Genomic DNA, 17226 nt, shown 5'->3' with positions numbered 1-17226 from the left:
CTCCTATCAGGACTTGCCAAGCTGGAGCGTCTGCTGCAGCATCTTCTTGGCCGAATCTGCAACCTGTACGTTGGTCTGGTAGCTGCGCGAGGCGTTGATCATGTCGGCCATCTCTTCAACCATGTTGACGTTTGGCTTGAAGATAAAACCGTCTTTATCCGCCATCGGGTGGTTGGGGTTGTACTCCTTGAGCAGTGGCGCCTTGCTCTCGACAATCCCCTTCACCTCAACCCCGACCGAGCCCTGCTTGTCAGACATCGCCTGATCGAGCTGGGCGGCAAAGACTGGCCGCCTGGCGTGGTAAGTATTTTCCACACTGGAGCTGACGCTGTCCGCATTGGCCATGTTGCTGGCAACCGTGTTGAGGCGCACTGACTGTGCGCTCATAGCCGAGCCTGCTATGTCAAAGACCTTGAACAAACTCATCACTGCTCTCCTTTCAGGGCCTTGAGCAGGCCACTGATCTTGCTATTCATAAATTCAAGGGAGGTTTGATACTCGAGGCTATTGCGCAGAAATTCGCTGCGCTCCTGCTGCACATCGACTGTATTGCCGTCACCGGTATCCGGTTGCAGCGGGTTGCGATATTGCACGGTACCTGGGGCGTCCATATTCAAGGCAAAGTGCTTTTCGCTGGTCGTTGCCAAACCAAACCCCTGATGCGACTGGGCCTCCTGCAATGCCTGAGCAAAATTGATATCCCTGGCTTTGAAGCCCGGGGTATCTGCGTTGGCAATATTGCTGGAAAGCACCTCAGCACGCTTGGCGCGAACGCTTATGGTGTGTTGATGCACACCGAATGCCTTGTCAAATGAAAGAGCCATAGCACACCTCCTGCTTGGTTTATTTTGTTTGCAAGAGGTGTGCCATAAGCAAATCACTCAGTTCGATGGTTTGGGTATGAGTACATTTCAGACCGAAAACGGCAGGAGCATCTCGTGCCTTGAGTCACACGGCATCATTTGGCCACCTTAAGGTTGCAACCACTTTTGCAGTGGCGAGATATGGTAGGTAAATAGAAAGACTGAGCTGTAGATTAAGAAAGAGGGAAGCTCGTAGCTTCCCTCTTTGCATGTACTGGCAATATTCGGCAGACCCCGAATATCAAGGCCATCAGGCCTATTTGACCTTGTAGACAATCCCCGGATTGCAGCGGATCATCTCGAACCGATCGGTTAACCCGGCCAGTGACTCCGACGCGCCCAGCATCAGATATCCACCGGGATTGAGACTGGCAGCAAACTGGTTGAGGATCTTCGACTTCACTTCCGGCGCAAAATAGATGAGCACGTTACGGCAAAAGATAATGTCAAACTTGCCGAGCAGACTATAACTCTCCAACAAGTTGAGTGGCCGGAAGGTGGTCAATTTTCTGACTCGCTCAGCGACCCGCATCTTGTTGTCACCGTAGGGCTCAAAAAACATCTTCTTGCGCTCCGGTGACAAACCGCGCGCCAGAGCAAGGCTATCGTAAACGCCTTCCTTACACTGATTGAGCATGGTCGTCGAAATATCCGTCCCGACAATCTGCACGCCACCAGGCAAGGTCCCCGGCTTTTTCATCTGCTGCTCCAGTGCCGTCATGGCAATGGAATAGGGCTCCTGACCTGACGAGGATGCAGCCGACCAGATCTTGATGGGGCGGCCACTTTTCCCCAACTCGGGGAAAATCTTGTCAGTAAGAAGCTGAAACGGATAGGTATCACGAAACCAGAGGGTCTCGTTGGTCGTCATGGCATCCACCACGGCCATTTTCAGGTCACGCTCTCGCACACTCATTGCACGGGTAACCAGATCAGACAGACTCTCGATGCCAAACTGAGCCATCAAAGGTGAAAGACGGCTCTTCACCAGATACTGTTTGTTATCCCCCAGCACAATTCCGCTCTGTACCGCCAGAAAGTTGCTGAACTGTTTGTATAAGTCGTCCGAAAGTGTCTTCATGCAGCTGTTCTTCTTTATTAGAGTGCGTTTTGTACGGCCTTGGCCAATTCATCAGGCTGGAACTTGGCGATAAAATTGTTCGCACCAACTTTCTGCACCATTGCCTGGTTGAATACTCCACTGAGCGATGTATGCAGAATAACATGCAAATCCTTGAGATTGGGATTATTCCGGATCTCGGCAGTGAAGGTATAGCCATCCATTTCCGGCATTTCGATATCCGAAATAACCAGCGCAACCTGATCCTTGATAGGACCATTTTTGGTCATTTCCAGCAGCATGTTCAATGCTTCGCGGCCATCTTTTGCCAACACGCATTCGACACCGATAGCCTCAAGCGCACGTTGTACCTGTTTGCGTGCCACTGATGAGTCATCCGCAACAAGAACAGGACGCCCCAGAGTCGGGTGGTCGACACTGGCCTGAACCAGCTCCTCACTAACATCCGTTGCAACCGGCGAAATTTCGTTCAATATCCGCTCAACATCAAGGATTTCGACCAACTCGCCATCGACTTCAGTCACGGCTGTCATGTAGTTGATGCGACCCGCACCTTTGGGCGGAGGCAGGATGGATTCCCAGTTCATATTGATGATGCGCTCGACCGAATGCACCAGAAATCCCTGAATAGAGCGGTTGTACTCGGAGATGATAATGAAGCATTTGCTCAAATCATCAATCGGGCGTTTGCCAACCGCCATGCTGAGGTCGATAACCGAGATAGTCTGGCCACGAATATGTGCAACCCCGCGGATGCAGGAGTTCAGTTTGGGCATCACGGTCAAGGGGGGACACTGCAACACTTCACGCACTTTGAATACGTTGATGCCAAATCTTTGACGTCCATTGAGACGAAACAACAACAACTCCAGCCGGTTTTGCCCCACTAGCTGGGTACGTTGGTTGACCGAGTCCAGGATACTGGCCATAAACACTCCCTAAAAACGCTTGGCATTAATCATGCATGCGTGATGGATTGCGTCAGACTATCGATGTGACAACGAACAGATTCTGAAGCAATCATAGTTAAATATGGTGATATGCGTGAACAACTTATCGACCAACGAGCGAAAATGATTAACCGACTTTTACTCATCAGCCTCTTTTTTGGCAGCATATCTTCCAGCTACGCCTCGGACGTCACTACTTATCTGCAAGAAAAGGCACAAGAGTTCGTTTACAGCCAGCTGGATATTCCGTTGGATGCCAGAGCCGAGGTCACCTCTGCCACGCTGGATGAACGGCTCCCACTGACCCGCTGCGAAGATCTGCTCACTATCAGCTTACCAGCAAAAATGGAAATTCGCCGTAATACAACAGTTTACCTTAAGTGTGAGGAGGAGAGGCCCTGGGACGTCTATCTCCCGGTGCGGGTCAGCATTCAAAAGCCCTATGTCACTGTGACCAACCCCATCGCCAAGGGGGACCTGCTGAGTGAAAGCCAGCTGGTGTTGGCCTATCAGGATCAGACCCTGATCCGCGGCGACTACCTGACTGACACAGCCCCTCTTGTCGGAGTACGCAGCAAGCGGGAGCTAAAACCTGGGCAACCCATCCGTTTGAGCCAGGTTTGTGTCGTGTGCAAAGGGGATCAGGTCACCCTGACGGCAGAAAATAGCAACTTCCAGATCAAAACCATGGCCCGAGCCTTGCAAGATGGCAGCTTCGGAGAGATCATCAAACTCGTGAATATTCGCTCCGGCAAAACCGTTGAGGGTAAAGTCAGTGCAGTAGGTGCCGTATCGGTCACTTTTTAAATCCGGATCCTTGACAACTTTTTTTCTAAAGTTTTGATCTGCCGCACCGATAAACAGGTAAGCAAACCTTAAAGCAGACGAAGGTAACTAAAATGGCCATCAACAATATCAACAACTTGGCGAATAATCGGTTGCAAAATACCGCTAATAGCCAGGGGACAGGCAGCAAGTCAGTCACCTCATCGCCCGAAAACAAAGCGGCTACTGTCAAGCTGGACTCCGTCTCCTTGACCAGTGAGGCGCAACAATTGCAAAAGATGCAACAAAACCTCAATACCGCCTCGACCGGCAATGAGAGCAAGGTCGAACGGCTGAAAAAAACCGTCTCGAGTGGCGAATATCAGGTTAACAGCGATGCTGTGGCCAAGAAGATGTTCAGTTTCGAGGCCAATCTGGACAAAGTTCTGGGATGATGGATTTACCTTCGTTACTGTACACCCAAGATGATTACCTCAGCCAGATGCAAGGCATTCTGGAAGAGGAGTTCAGCTTGCTCGAACAGCATCAGGCACTGGCCCTGCCCGCACTGACCGAGCGCAAACAGCAGTTGCTTGCTGCGATAGAAACGCTGGACAAGACACTGGCAGAGATGCCGGAACTGGCACTGCAGCTGGCAGCCTATCCCGACGAGATGGCACAGCTTCGTGCGAAACTGGATGCTTGCCAGGCACAAAATGATATCAACGGTCGCTTGCTAGAATTGAGCATCGTCTCAAACCGTCGTCTGGCAACCTTTCTGAGTCAGCTGCGCGATCGCAACAGCCTGACCTATGACGCCAAGGGTAACACTCGCTCTGGCACCCGCTCCTACGGTATCAAGGCCTGACATCTCTTATCAGGCCTTGCATTTTTGCACTCCGTTTTAAAGCACCAGTCGCAACAACTCTCGCCCGTCCTCACACGCATTGACACGCAGTACCCCGTCCTCATAGCACCCGTAACTGGCAGGCAACTCGCCGCGCGGGAAACAGATCGACCCCGGGTTCATCAATACCCGCTCCCCCTGCCACTCCAGCACCGGCACATGGGTGTGACCGCTCAGGAACAGACTGCCCGGCGGTAGCTGTACCTCGTCCGGGCGATAAAGATGGCCATGGCTTACAAACCAGCGCCGCTCATCGACCAGCAACTGGTTGTAGGAGGCGGTGATGGGAAAGCGCAACAGCATCTGATCCACTTCGGAATCACAATTGCCCCGCACCGCGATGATCTGCGGTGCCAGCTCGTTGAGCCGATCAGCCACGGCGGCCGGGTTATACCCTTCCGGCAGAGGATTGCGCGGGCCATGGTTGAGCAGATCGCCGAGCAGCAGATAGTGATCCGGCTGCCAGGGCTCAAGTTGGGTCAGCACCCGCTCCAGCGCAATGATGCTGCCGTGGATGTCGGAAATGATGGCAAGTTTCATGAAATGCTCCTCACTGCGGGCTGAAATAGAGATCCTTGGTGGCAATCGTCCCTTTCAAATTCTGGCTGGGCAGTCCCCGCAGGGTGGGATCGACCAGTCTCATCTGATTGTAATGATACACGGGGAGGATCGGCGCCTCCTCAAGCAGCAACTGTTCGGCATGCCGGTAGAGTTCAACCCGGCTCGCGCTGTCCAGCGTATTGGCCGCCTGCTCCAGCAGCAGATCAAAGTCGGGATTGCAGTAGCCGCTCTCGTTGCGCAGATCCTGACAACGGAAGCTGCCCAGCATGGCTGACGGCTCCACGTAATCGCCAAACAGGAAGCTTCTGGCCACCTGAAAATCACCGCTATCCTTGGCCACCTGATAGGCGCCCCACTCCAGACTGTTGAGGGTGACCTGCACCCCCAGCTTCTGCCACATGGCAGCAATGGCCATCGCCATCTGCTTGTGGGTTTCTGCGCTGTTGTAGGTAATGCTCAGCTTGAGTGGATTGGCACTGTTATACCCGGCCGCTGACAGCAGGGCTGCTGCTTTGGCCTGGCGGGTTGGCATATCTTCAAGCGCCACAGGCAATATCACCCGGGGGTAACCCGGCATCTCCGGCAACAGCGACCATGCCGCCTGTTCATCCTGCCCGCTCACCGATCCAATGAGCAACTGTCGATCAACCGCCATGGAGAGCGCCTGACGCACCCGCACATCCTGCAGTTCCGGGCGCTTCAAATTGAACGCATAGAGATAGGTGCCAAACAGCGGCAACCCCCACAGCCGCTCCGGAGATTCGCGCTTCATCTTCTGGTAATAGCCGAGGGAGACCTTGTTGGTGAGCTGGATTTCACCGGCCTCATAGCGCAGCCGCTCCGCATGTTGCGAGGTGATAGGCAGATAGGTGACCCGTCCGATACGGGTGTGAAGGTCATCCCAGTAGTGGATATTGCGCTCGGCTTCTATCCGCTCGTTTGGCGTCCAACTTGCCAACCGGTAAGCACCATTGCTCACCAGCTTGCCGGGCTCGGTCCACTGTTTGCCTAATTTGGCTATCGCCTTCTGATTGACTGGCACAAAGGGGCGCTGACTGATGAGCTGCAGGAAATAGGGAGCCGGCCGCTCCAGGGTGATTTTCAGGATCTGATCGCTTTGCGCTTCAATGCCCAGATTGCCGAGCTCCAGCGCACCGGCATAGATGGATTGCGCATTGTTGATCCCCGTGGCCAGCAGCAATCCGGCAGAAGGGGAGTTGATGGCCGGATCGAGCAGACGGCGCCAGGCATAGACAAAATCAGCGGCCACCAGCGGCTCGCCATTGGACCATTTCAGTTGGGGTCGCAGGAAGAATCGCCACTCCAGCCCATCGTCACTCACCTCCCAGCGCTGGGCCTGAGCAGGAACGATATGCCCCTGACCATCTTCGCTGACCAGCCCTTCAAACAGATCGACCAGCACGGCCTCCCCCGGAAAACCGGAGCGCACCAGTGCCGGATCCAGTGACTCCGGCTCGGCACCGTTGCCCTTGACCAGGGTTTGCCGATCGGCAAGCAGAGGCTGCTGCTCAACGGTGGTGGCATGGGCCAGGGGCCCAGCCAGCACGGCAAGCAATAGCGGGGAGAGCCAGCGCTGTGCCAGCTTGGGGAAGAAACCATACCTCATGACAAAACCTCAAATAACACCACTGCAGGAGGGGAAGGCCGACGGCGCGCCTGATGAATGCCTGATGCCGCTCTTGTTATCCCCGAAAACGCCCCTTATTGTATCGGGCTTGCCCGGGAGATGGAGTCTTTCGGGTTAATTTTTTCAGGAGTTTTTATGGGTTATGAGTGGCTGGCCCTCGCGTCGGCCAGTTTATGGGCAGTTGCAGCGCTTATTTCGGTCAAACCGGCCCGTCATCTCGGCGCATTTGCCTACAGCCGCTGGCGCATGTTTCTGGTCAGCCTGATGCTCGGCACCATGAGTCTGCTCACCGGTGGCTGGCAAACCCTCACCGCAAGCGCCCTGCCCCTGCTCGCCATCTCGGGGCTGGTCGGCATCTTCGTGGGCGATACCGCGCTGTTTGCCTGCATGAATCGGCTGGGGCCAAGACGCAGTGCCCTGCTCTTCTCCTGCCATGCGCTGTTTTCCGCCCTGCTTGGGCTGTGGCTCTTTAATGAACAGCTGACAGGCTGGCGACTGCTGGGGGCCATGCTGGTCTTTGCTGGCGTGATGCTGGCGATCCTGTTTGGCAGACGCAGTAGCAGCAACGAGTGGGAGCAGATCCGTGGCAATCTGGCGCTGGGAATTGGCCTTGGCCTGACGGCGGCACTGTGTCAAAGCGTGGGAGCCATCATCGCCAAGCCGGTGATGATGAGTGGTGAGGTGGATGCGGTGAGTGCATCGGGCATCCGGATGGGCAGTGCCCTGCTGGCCCACTGCGTCCTGCGGCTGGGGCGCTTGCCGCTGGCCATGCCGCTCAAACCGGTCAATCGCCATATCCTCGCCATGATTGCCACCAACGGTTTTCTGGCGATGGGGCTGGGGATGACGCTGATCCTGATGGCGCTGCGGCAGGGCGAGGTGGGCATGGTGGCCATTCTCTCCTCTACCACGCCGGTACTGCTGCTGCCGCTGTTGTGGTGGCACTCGGGGGAGCGGCCATCCATTGCCGCCTGGGCGGGGGCACTGATTGCCACCCTGGGCACGGCGCTAGTGCTGGGTTTCAGCACTCACTGACACCCGGCACCATCCCTGATCAGAACAGGGCAATCTCCTCAGCGGTCAGCTCGCGGTATTCACCGGGGGCCAGATCTTCGTCCAGCGTCAGACCGCCCACCCGCTCGCGATGCAAGCCAACGACCTTGTTGCCGATGGAGGCAAACATCCGCTTGACCTGATGGTACTTGCCTTCGTGAATGGTCAGTCGGGCCTCGCACTCGCCGAGAATTTCCAGCTGGGCAGGACGGGTTTTATCGGTCTCGTTACGCAGGTAGACCCCTTCGGCGAACAGCGCGATCGCATCCGGGCTCACCGGATCGGCCAGCCAGACGTGATAGGTCTTGGCACACTCGTGGCGCGGCGAGGTGATGCGGTGGGACCATTGACCGTCGTCGGTCACCAGCACCAGACCCGTGGTATCGAGGTCGAGGCGCCCCACTACATGCAGCTTGCCCATCGCCGGTTCATCCATCAGGAAGAAGACGGTCGGGTGATCCGGATCCTCGTTGGAGCAGACGTAACCTTCCGGCTTGTGCAGCATGAAATAGCGGTTGCGCTGCTCCAGCGTCAGCAGCACGCCGTCAAACTCGATCTGGCTCTGCTCATTGATATGAAAGGCGGGCTGCTTGACCACAATGCCATCCACCATGACCTCACCCTGACGGATCAGTTTGCCTGCCAGCGAGCGGGTCAAATCCGAACAATCGCACAGAAATTTATCAAGCCGCATTCACAACCTCGGAGTCCAACAAGTAAAGGGGCGTCATTATATCGGGCGGGGGCGACAACGCCACTGTTAAGGGGTGCCAATTATGACGAACTGGTCATCCGATGTTACACTTCTCCGGTGTGACCCATCCGAACGATACTCATAATAATAAGAGTCAGGAAGCCCTCATGAAGTCTCAAGCATCCTATCCCGTCATTCCCGTCAACCAGCTGAAACCCGGCATGTATGTCATTGCTATCGCCAGCCAGACAGGTGGGATGGAGATCGCCCAGATGGGCTTGGTGACCAGCGTGGCGCAAATTGCCAATCTGGTGCGTCAGGGGGTGCTCACGGTACGCATCGATCTGGCTCGCAGCAAGCTGGGCAGTGCCGAGAGTGACGCCGTTACCTCCCCCGATCTCAATGCCAACAGCGCCCAGGTAGGGCGCCGAGCCAGTGCCAACGGTGAAGGGCGGGAGCTTAAAATCCGCCGCCTCTATCAGGAAGCGCGCGAGCTGCAAGGCAAGTTCATTCGCCACCTCAAAGCGGGTGAGCCCATCGACATCACCCCGCTGGCCGAAGTCGCCGAAGAGATGGTGGACACCATGTTCACCCACGGCGATGCCATGCTCTGTCTGGCCCGTATTCGCGCCAAGGATGCCTACCTGATGGAGCACTCCATGAATGTGGCCATTCTGCTGGCCAACTTCGGCCGCTATCTGGGACTGGAGCGCAGCGTGCTCAAAGAGCTGACCCTGGGTGGCCTGCTGCACGACGTGGGCAAGATCATGACCCCGGACGAGGTGCTCCACAAACCGGGCAAGCTGACCGATGAGGAGTTCGCCATCATGCGTCAGCATGTGGTGCACAGTTACGAGATCCTCAGCAATACCCCTGGCATTACCCCCACCATGCTGGAGGTGGCCGCCAACCACCACGAGCGGCTCGATGGCTCCGGCTACCCGCAGCGGCTCAAGGGGGAGCAGCTCTCCCTCTATACCCGGATGAGCGGCATCGTCGATGTCTATGATGCCATCACAGCGGATCGGGTCTACAAAGCGGGTATGCAGCCGACCCAGGCCTTCCGCATTCTGCTCAAGGGAATCAATCAGCACTTTGATGCCGAACTGGTCACCAAGTTCATCAAGTGCATGGGAGTCTATCCGGTGGGAACCCTGGTACAGCTCTCAAACCAGCGCCTGGCTATCGTGATGCAGCGCAACGAGCAGCAGCCGCTCAAGCCGGTGGTCAAGGTGATCTATCACGCCACCCAGCGTCACTACCTCGACGTACAGTGGCTGGATCTGGCCAAGTCAGGGGTGCAGGAGAGCATCGAAAACACGGTCGACCCCAAAGAGTTTGGCATCAACCTCGCCAACTTCTTCTAATCCCTCACCTCGGATCTTCATGATTGGCGCTGGCTGTCGAGCCAGTGCCGGATCAGAAACTCCTCATCCAGCGGCGAGAGATCAAAACGCAGGCTGGCCTCTTCAATGGCGGCGATATCGTGCTGATGATGCTCGCTGAGCCAAAGCACCGCACGACGCAAATCTTCACCATGGGGGAGTAGCAGATGGTCGCTCATGGGATACCTCCGGTAGACAGCAAGGCGGCCAGCGAATGTAGCCACCTGTTTCAAGTCTAGTCGGTCAATCCCCATCACCCGCGCTTCTTCACCCTCCCCCTCAATCACGGCAATCAGCTTGCCACCGGGATCAGCGACCGAAAGCGCGCAGCCAATCCTGATCGAACTTCACCAGCGCCGCATCCACCGCAGGCACGTTCAGCAGCTGCTCCGCCACATCGAGCGGCAAGGTAATCGATTGGCAACCCGCCAGCAGGCAGTCAAGCGCCTGACGGGGAGTGCGGAATGACGCCGCCAGCACCTTGCTGTTCGGTGCGTGCAGCGCAAGCAGCTGTTGCAGCTCCTGCACGGTGGCGATGCCATCGCCCCCCTGAGCATCCAGCCGGTTAACGTAGGGCGCGACATATTCCGCCCCCGCCACCGCCGCCAGCCAACCCTGCAGCGGGGTATAGACAGCGGTGCCCAAAGTCGGCACACCGTTGGCGGTCAGGCTCTTGATGGCCGCCAGCCCCTCTGAGCACACCGGGATTTTGATCACCAGATCCGGGTCCAGCTCACGCAGGGCAAATGCCTCGCGCACCATCTCGGTTTCGGTTTTGGCCATCACCTGGGCAAACAGGCGCGCCTTGGGGCCCAGCACGTCGCGCAGGGCGGGCAGCAGCTCACAGAGCGGCAATCCCCCGGCGGCGGTAATGGAAGGATTGGTGGTGACACCGGCCAACGGCAGGATCCGTGACCAGCGACGCACTGCCGCCACATCGGCGGTATCGAGATACAGCTCCATCTCTAACTCCTTAACGGGATGTTCAATATGTCACCATTCTAGCGATAAAACATCTGCAAATAGCTTGATCGAAATCAAATCAACTTTCGAACGAAAGCAAATAGAATGCAAATACAAAAGGAGGCGGTATGATTTTTGACCTGCAACGATATTCAACTCACGATGGCCCCGGCATTCGCACCCTGGTGTTTCTCAAGGGGTGCTCGCTGGCCTGTCTGTGGTGTCAAAACCCGGAAAGCCGCTCTCCCAAGCCGGACATACTACTCGACCGGCGCCAGTGCATCGAGGGATGCCAGCTCTGCAGCCAGGCTTGTCCGGCAATCTTGCGTGACAGCGAGGGCATCCAGCTCAGCCGTTCTGCCCTCAAGGCCGGCGATATGGAACGGCTGCGCGGCCTCTGCCCAAGCGAAGCGCTGCAGGTGTGCGGCCGCGATGAAACCCTGGACACCCTGATGGACACCATCTTGCGGGATCGCCCCTTCTTCGAGCGCAGCGGCGGTGGCATCACCCTCTCCGGTGGCGAGCCGTTTATGCAGCCCGACTTTGCCGCGTCCCTGCTGGCCCGCTGCAATGCCGAAGGGCTGCACACAGCGGTTGAGAGCTGCCTCCATGTGCCCTGGCACCAGATTGAGCCAAGTCTCCCCTCACTGGATCTGGTGCTGGCGGATCTCAAACACGTGGATAAAGAACGTTTCTTCCACTGGACCCGCGGCAAGGTGGATCTGCCCATCGCGAACCTCAAACGCCTCGCCGAGCACGGCGTGCCGATGCAGATCCGGGTGCCGCTCATTCCCGGCTTCAATGCCGACCGCGCATCGATCGAAGCCATCACCGACACCGCCGCCAGTCTCGGCACCGTGCAGGAGATCCACTTCCTCCCCTACCACACCTTAGGCGTGGGCAAATATGCCCTGCTGGATCTGCCCTATCAGGCGCCGGAGACACCGCTCGACGACCCCGATTTACTCCACTTTGCCCATGCATACGCCCAACGTCAGGGGCTGACCCCTGTGACCAGAGGATAAGATCATGACCCAGCTCGACCTCAATACCCTGAGCCCACGGATCCGCGCCCACAAAGAGAGCCTGATCCACATCGTTCAGCCGCCGGTCTGCACCGAGCGTGCCCGCCACTACACCGCGGCCTATCAGGCTCATCTCGCCCGGCCGCTGCCGGTGCGCCGCGCTCTTGCGCTGGCTCATCACCTCAAGGAGCGCACTATCTGGATCAAGCACGACGAGCTGATCGTCGGCAATCAGGCCAGTCAGGTGCGGGCGGCGCCGCTCTTTCCCGAATACACGGTGAGCTGGATTGAGAAGGAGATCGACGAGCTGGCAGACCGTCCCGGCGCCGGTTTTGCAGTCAGCGAAACCGACAAGGAGATCATCCACGCCCTCACCCCCTTCTGGCGCGGCCAGACGGTGCAGGATCGCTGCTTCGGCCTCTTTACCGACGAGCAGAAAGCGCTGCTGGAGAGCGGCATCATCAAGGCCGAGGGCAACATGACCTCGGGGGATGCCCACCTCGCGGTCAACTATGAGGAGCTGCTCACGCTGGGTCTCGATGGCTTCAAGGCCAAGGTGGCCGAGCGGCGCAGTCGGCTGGATTTGGCGGATTGGGCCGATCTGCAGCGCGAGCAGTTCCTGCACGCCGTCGCCATCACTCTGGATGCGGTCAGCGCTCACATCTCGCGCTACGCCGCCCTTGCCCATGATATGGCAGCACAAGAATCTCGCCCCGAGCGCCGAAACGAGCTTGAGACCATCGGGCTCAACTGCGCCCACATCGCCCACCAGCCCCCCGAGACCTTCTGGCAGGCGCTGCAGCTCTGCTACTTTATCCAGCTCATCCTGCAGATCGAATCCAACGGTCACTCGGTGTCGTTTGGCCGGATGGATCAGTACCTCTACCCCTGGTATCGCCGCGAGGTGGAATTGTCGGAATCCCTGCCTCGGACGCGCGCCATCGAGCTGCTGCAAGGGTGCTGGCTCAAGTTGCTGGAGGTGAACAAGATCCGCTCCGGCACCCACTCCAAGGCATCCGCCGGCAGCCCGCTCTATCAAAACGTCACCATCGGCGGCCAGAACTGGCGGGATGGCAGTGCCCATGACGCGGTCAACGGCCTCTCCTACGCGATTCTGGAGTCCTGCGGCCAGCTGAGATCCACCCAGCCCAACCTCTCGGTGCGCTACCATGCCGGGATGAGCGAGGATTTCCTCGACGCCTGCATTCAGGTGATCCGCTGCGGCTTTGGCATGCCCGCCTTCAACAACGACGAGGTGGTGATCCCCGAGTTCATCAAGCTCGGGGTGAGCGTGGAGGATGCCCACCACTACGCCGCCATCGGTTGCATCGAGACCGCCGTGCCCGGCAAGTGGGGCTATCGCTGCACCGGCATGAGCTTTATCAACTTCGCCCGCATCCTGCTGGCCTCCCTTGATGGCGGCCGCGATGCCACCACCGGCAAGGTATTCCTGCCCCAGCCCCAGTCGCTGCGAGACGGGAGCTTTGGCAACTTTGACGAGGTGATGGCCCGCTGGAACGATCAGGTGCGCTACTTCACCCGCAAATCCATCGAGATCGATTGTGTGGTCGACAGCGTGCTGGAGGCTCAGGCCCACGACATCCTCTGCAGCGCCCTGGTGGATGACTGCATCGAGCGCGGCAAGACCATCAAGGAGGGGGGCGCTGTCTATGACTGGGTCTCAGGTCTGCAGGTGGGGATCGCCAACCTGGGCAACAGTCTGGCGGCCCTGAAGAAACTGGTGTTCGAACAGGGGATAGTGGATCAGCAAGAGCTGGCCGAAGCACTCGAGCAAGATTTTTCAGGACTGGCGGGGGAGCAGCTGCGCCAGCGCCTCACCAATGCAGCCCCCAAATATGGCAACGATCTGGACGAGGTGGACCTGCTGCTGGTGCAGGCTTACCAGAGCTACATCGACGAGCTTAAGGGGTTGCACAACACCCGCTTCGGCCGTGGCCCCATCGGCGGCACCTACTATGCCGGCACCTCCTCCATCTCGGCCAACGTCCCCTTCGGTGCCGCCACCATGGCCACCCCGGATGGCCGCCACGCCCGCACGCCGCTGGCGGAAGGGGCCAGCCCCTCGTCGGGTTCGGATCGTCTCGGCCCGACGGCGGTGTTCAACTCCATCGGCAAGCTGCCCACGGCGGCCATCCTCGGCGGGGTGCTGCTCAACCAGAAGCTGAGTCCGGCGAGCCTTGAGAACGAGCGGGACAAGGCCAAGCTGATGAGCCTGCTGCGCACCTTCTTCGAGGTGCACAAGGGGTGGCACGTGCAGTACAACATCGTCTCGCGGGAAACCCTGCTGGCAGCCAAGGCCAATCCGGATCAATACCGGGATCTGGTGGTACGGGTGGCGGGCTATTCAGCCTTCTTCACCGCCTTATCCCCGGATGCGCAAGATGATATCATCGCCCGCACCGAGCACAGTCTCTGACGGGGCGCTCCCCATGGCGCCTGTGACGTCATATGATTGGCAAGCCACCCTCGGGTGGCTTTCCGCTATCCACCACCTTGCATGCGAGCGCACCATGAATCCACGCCACCAACTGATCCTCACTCTGGTCCATCAGGCTCGCAAGATGAGCGTGAGTGAACTCTCCCGACACACAGGTGTGTCTGAGGTGACGGTGCGCAACGACCTCACCGCGCTGGAGAAACAGGGACTGCTCAGACGGGTACACGGCTCGGCCATGGCGCTGGAGACCGATGACCCCGATGCCCGGATGAACATCAACTACCTGCTCAAGGAGCGCCTCGCCGAGCGGGCCGCCCAGCTGGTGGAAGATGGCGAAACGGTCTTTATCGAAGGGGGCAGTGCCAACGCCATGCTGGCGCGCCATCTGGCCCTGCACAAACGGGTCACCATCATCACCATCAGCAGCTATATCGCCCATCTGCTCAAAGATACCCCGGCTCAGGTGGTGCTGCTCGGCGGGCTGTTCCAGCATCAGAGCGAGAGCGTGGTGGGGCCGCTCACGCGCCTCTGCATCGAGCAGGTGCACTTCTCCAAGGCCTTTATCGGGGTCGACGGTTTTCATCCCGAGATGGGCTTTACCGGCCGCGACATGATGCGGGCCGACGTGGTCAACAGCGTGCTGGCCAAGGGGATGACCAATGTGGTGATCACCGACAGCAGCAAATTTGGCGCCATCCACCCGAGCCAGCTTGGCGCGCCGGGCCAGATCAACGTGCTGGTTACCGACGATGCCCTGCCCGCCCCCATGCGGGCAGCCATCGCGGCCAAGGGGATCACCCTGCACTGCGTTGCGGCCTAAGCCACCCGCTAATTCACGCTACTTCATTGACCTGACAGGATAAAATTTTCATGATGAGCCAGTCCCCATCGGGACTGACATCACCAGTGTGTGATCTGCAGGAAGCAGACTTCAGGAGAGCAAGGACATGCCATCGACCATCACAGCCGGGGAGCGCCGACTCTCCCCTATCATTCGCGCCACCGCCATCACCCTGACCCTGTGCTGGAGCCCGTTTGGCTGGAGTGCCACGCTGCCCGCCGACTTGAAGTGGGAGAGCAACAACCAGGATCCTCTCTATGCCGATCCGGCCGCCAAGCGCGGCGGCACCTTTCGCACCTTTATGACCAGCTTCCCCCTGACCCTGCGCAAATATGGCCCCGACTCCAACGGCGGCTTTGCCGGTTACGTGCGGGAAACCAACCTGCCACTGCTGAGCACTCATCCCGTCACCGGCAACCCCATGCCGATGCTGGCAAACGAGTGGGCCTTCGGCGCCGACAACAAGACCCTCTATTTTCGCATCAATCCCAAGGCGCGCTGGTCAGACGGCCAGCCGGTCACCGCCGATGACTGGCTATTTACCCTCAAGATGATGCGCAGCAAAGAGATCAACGACCCCTGGTACAACAACTACTACAGCACCCAGATAGCAGACATCACCAAGTTTGATGATCACACCCTGGCCATCACCAGCGGCACCGAAAAGAGCCGCCAGGATCTGCTCGAGTCACTGCCCATCAGCCCGGAGCCGAGCCACGCCATCAAGCTCACCGCCAACTGGGTCAAGGAGTACAACTGGAAGGTGTTGCCAGTCACCGGCCCCTATCAGATCGATCAGGTGAAAAAGGGCAAATCGGTCACCTTCAAACGGGTTGAACACTGGTGGGGGGATGACGAGCGCTACTTCCAGCATCGCTTCAATCCTGCGCGGATCGAGATCAAGGTGCTCAGGGATCTGAACATCGCCTGGCAGCACTTCCTGCGCGGCGATCTCGACACCTTCCCGCTGGTGATGCCCAACTGGTGGCACGACAAGACCAAAACCGCCGAGTTCGAGAAGGGGTATATCGCGCGCACCTGGTTCTACAACCAGACTCCGCAATCGCCGATGGGGCTCTATCTCAACACCGCCGATCCACAGCTGAATAATCTCGATGTGCGGCTCGGGGTCCAGCATGCCCTCAACCTCGACAAGATGCTCACCACCCTGCTGCGGGGGGATTACCAGCGACTCAACAGTTATGGCTCAGGTCAGGGTGAGTTTACCAACAGCGAGATCAAGGCCCGTCCGTTCGATCCCAAACTGGCGCGGGAATACTTTGCCAAGGCAGGCTTTAACAAAGTGGGGCCGCAGGGGATTTTGCAAAACGACAAGGGGCAGTCACTGACCCTCGCCATCACCTACACCACCGCAGAGCATGCCCAGCGGCTCACGCTGTTGCGGGAAGAGGCCAAGAAGGCGGGGCTTAATCTGGAGCTCAACCTGATGGATGCATCGGCCGGTTTCAAATCGATGCTGGAGAAAAAGCACCAGAGCGCCTGGATGGCCTGGGCGGGCAGCCGCTATCCTGCCTATTGGGAGTTCTTCCACAAGGTCAACGCCAACAAGCCCCAGACCAACAACATCATGAACATCGATGACGATGCCATCACGGCCTTGGTGGAGCAGTATGACAAGGAGTTCGACTTTGCCAAAAAAGCTGCCCTGTCACGGCAGATCCAGCAGCGGCTCTATGAGCTGGCCAGCTTCGTGCCTGCGTATCAGGTGCCCTACACCCGGGAAGGGGCATGGCGCTGGATCAAACTGCCAAAAGTACCAGCAACCCCCAAGAGCGAGCAACTCTACTGGCCCCTCGGTGGCGACAACAGCGGTTACAGCTATGGCGGTCTGCTGTGGATTGATGAAGAGCTAAAATCCGAGACCAGGGCAGCCATCAAGAGCGGCAAGACCTTCCCGGCCGAGCCCATCATCGACACCACCTATCGCCAGCCCTGATAGCCACAACTCGTTTGGCAAACAGACCAAAAACAAAGACCCCGCCAGATAGCGGGGTCTTTGTTGGCAACCGGT

18 protein-coding genes are annotated in these 17226 nt (G+C 58.2%); 9 read left to right on the top strand and 9 right to left on the bottom strand.

Annotated elements, in window-relative coordinates; all coding sequences use genetic code 11:
• Positions 1 to 6 precede the first annotated feature (6 nt).
• From flgC to ACTG1K_RS22135, 4 genes are all read right to left on the bottom strand, one after another.
• Entirely contained in the window at positions 7 to 426 is a 420-nt protein-coding gene (gene flgC / locus ACTG1K_RS22150; RefSeq protein WP_005350658.1) for a flagellar basal body rod protein FlgC, read from the bottom strand.
• A complete protein-coding gene (flgB, locus tag ACTG1K_RS22145; protein WP_005334169.1) occupies positions 426 to 824 on the bottom strand; it encodes a flagellar basal body rod protein FlgB in 399 nt (132 codons plus the stop codon). Before flgB ends, flgC begins: the two co-directional genes overlap by 1 nt.
• Positions 825 to 1119: 295 nt before the next feature.
• Positions 1120 to 1944, bottom strand: a complete 825-nt coding sequence (locus ACTG1K_RS22140) for a CheR family methyltransferase (RefSeq protein ID WP_005350656.1) — start codon at positions 1942 to 1944, stop codon at positions 1120 to 1122.
• 17 nt (positions 1945 to 1961) lie between these two features.
• Positions 1962 to 2873 (bottom strand): chemotaxis protein CheV, encoded by a 912-nt coding sequence (locus ACTG1K_RS22135; protein WP_005334174.1) that lies wholly within the window; start codon positions 2871 to 2873, stop codon positions 1962 to 1964.
• A gap of 144 nt (positions 2874 to 3017) precedes the next feature.
• Here ACTG1K_RS22135 and flgA point away from each other — a divergent pair, with 144 nt between their 5' ends.
• The 3 genes from flgA (at position 3018) to ACTG1K_RS22120 (ending at position 4527) form a co-directional block, all read left to right on the top strand.
• A complete protein-coding gene (flgA, locus tag ACTG1K_RS22130) occupies positions 3018 to 3701 on the top strand; it encodes a flagellar basal body P-ring formation chaperone FlgA (protein ID WP_005334175.1) in 684 nt (227 codons plus the stop codon).
• 92 nt (positions 3702 to 3793) lie between these two features.
• Positions 3794 to 4114, top strand: a complete 321-nt coding sequence (gene flgM / locus ACTG1K_RS22125) for a flagellar biosynthesis anti-sigma factor FlgM (protein WP_440006042.1) — start codon at positions 3794 to 3796, stop codon at positions 4112 to 4114.
• Positions 4111 to 4527: a flagella synthesis protein FlgN gene (locus ACTG1K_RS22120; RefSeq protein ID WP_407970097.1), complete on the top strand. Its 417-nt coding sequence runs from the start codon at positions 4111 to 4113 to the stop codon at positions 4525 to 4527. The genes flgM and ACTG1K_RS22120 overlap by 4 nt, the downstream gene beginning before the upstream one ends.
• Positions 4528 to 4563: 36 nt before the next feature.
• On the opposite strand, the gene yfcE is transcribed toward ACTG1K_RS22120, so the two are convergent.
• Positions 4564 to 5106: a phosphodiesterase gene (gene yfcE, locus ACTG1K_RS22115; RefSeq protein WP_407970096.1), complete on the bottom strand. Its 543-nt coding sequence runs from the start codon at positions 5104 to 5106 to the stop codon at positions 4564 to 4566.
• A 10-nt stretch (positions 5107 to 5116) separates the two neighbouring features.
• Complete coding sequence (locus ACTG1K_RS22110) at positions 5117 to 6754, bottom strand: peptide ABC transporter substrate-binding protein (protein WP_440006044.1); 1638 nt, start codon at positions 6752 to 6754, stop codon at positions 5117 to 5119.
• A gap of 156 nt (positions 6755 to 6910) precedes the next feature.
• Here ACTG1K_RS22110 and ACTG1K_RS22105 point away from each other — a divergent pair, with 156 nt between their 5' ends.
• Entirely contained in the window at positions 6911 to 7810 is a 900-nt protein-coding gene (locus ACTG1K_RS22105; RefSeq protein WP_019446127.1) for a DMT family transporter, read from the top strand.
• Between the two features lie 19 nt (positions 7811 to 7829).
• On the opposite strand, the gene rsuA is transcribed toward ACTG1K_RS22105, so the two are convergent.
• Positions 7830 to 8522: a 16S rRNA pseudouridine(516) synthase RsuA gene (rsuA, locus tag ACTG1K_RS22100; RefSeq protein ID WP_064336826.1), complete on the bottom strand. Its 693-nt coding sequence runs from the start codon at positions 8520 to 8522 to the stop codon at positions 7830 to 7832.
• A gap of 167 nt (positions 8523 to 8689) precedes the next feature.
• Here rsuA and ACTG1K_RS22095 point away from each other — a divergent pair, with 167 nt between their 5' ends.
• The gene (locus ACTG1K_RS22095; RefSeq protein WP_005350638.1) at positions 8690 to 9889 is read left to right on the top strand and encodes an HD-GYP domain-containing protein; all 1200 of its coding nucleotides are present in this window, start codon (positions 8690 to 8692) and stop codon (positions 9887 to 9889) included.
• Between the two features lie 17 nt (positions 9890 to 9906).
• Here the strand turns inward: ACTG1K_RS22095 and ACTG1K_RS22090 are convergent, their stop codons facing one another.
• Both ACTG1K_RS22090 and fsa read right to left on the bottom strand, forming a co-directional pair.
• On the bottom strand, positions 9907 to 10086 hold the full coding sequence (locus tag ACTG1K_RS22090) for a hypothetical protein (RefSeq protein ID WP_005344504.1): 180 nt from the start codon (positions 10084 to 10086) through the stop codon (positions 9907 to 9909).
• 130 nt (positions 10087 to 10216) lie between these two features.
• Positions 10217 to 10870, bottom strand: coding sequence for a fructose-6-phosphate aldolase (gene fsa / locus ACTG1K_RS22085; protein ID WP_252656797.1), 654 nt, complete (start codon positions 10868 to 10870; stop codon positions 10217 to 10219).
• A gap of 128 nt (positions 10871 to 10998) precedes the next feature.
• Here fsa and ACTG1K_RS22080 point away from each other — a divergent pair, with 128 nt between their 5' ends.
• From ACTG1K_RS22080 to ACTG1K_RS22065, 4 genes are all read left to right on the top strand, one after another.
• Positions 10999 to 11895 carry a glycyl-radical enzyme activating protein gene (locus ACTG1K_RS22080; protein WP_252656798.1) on the top strand — a complete coding sequence of 299 codons (897 nt, stop codon included), beginning with the start codon at positions 10999 to 11001 and terminating at the stop codon, positions 11893 to 11895.
• A 4-nt stretch (positions 11896 to 11899) separates the two neighbouring features.
• Complete coding sequence (locus tag ACTG1K_RS22075) at positions 11900 to 14332, top strand: formate C-acetyltransferase/glycerol dehydratase family glycyl radical enzyme (RefSeq protein WP_440006047.1); 2433 nt, start codon at positions 11900 to 11902, stop codon at positions 14330 to 14332.
• A gap of 94 nt (positions 14333 to 14426) precedes the next feature.
• Positions 14427 to 15173 (top strand): DeoR/GlpR family DNA-binding transcription regulator, encoded by a 747-nt coding sequence (locus tag ACTG1K_RS22070; protein WP_005350628.1) that lies wholly within the window; start codon positions 14427 to 14429, stop codon positions 15171 to 15173.
• Between the two features lie 127 nt (positions 15174 to 15300).
• A complete protein-coding gene (locus tag ACTG1K_RS22065; protein ID WP_440006049.1) occupies positions 15301 to 17151 on the top strand; it encodes an extracellular solute-binding protein in 1851 nt (616 codons plus the stop codon).
• Positions 17152 to 17226 lie beyond the last annotated feature (75 nt).

The organism is Aeromonas sp. 102P, from assembly GCF_051920345.1.
In the GTDB taxonomy this organism is placed as follows: domain Bacteria; phylum Pseudomonadota; class Gammaproteobacteria; order Enterobacterales; family Aeromonadaceae; genus Aeromonas; species Aeromonas veronii.
Note: the sequence above shows the minus strand (reverse complement) of the source record. Positions and strands in the feature narration are given on the sequence as shown.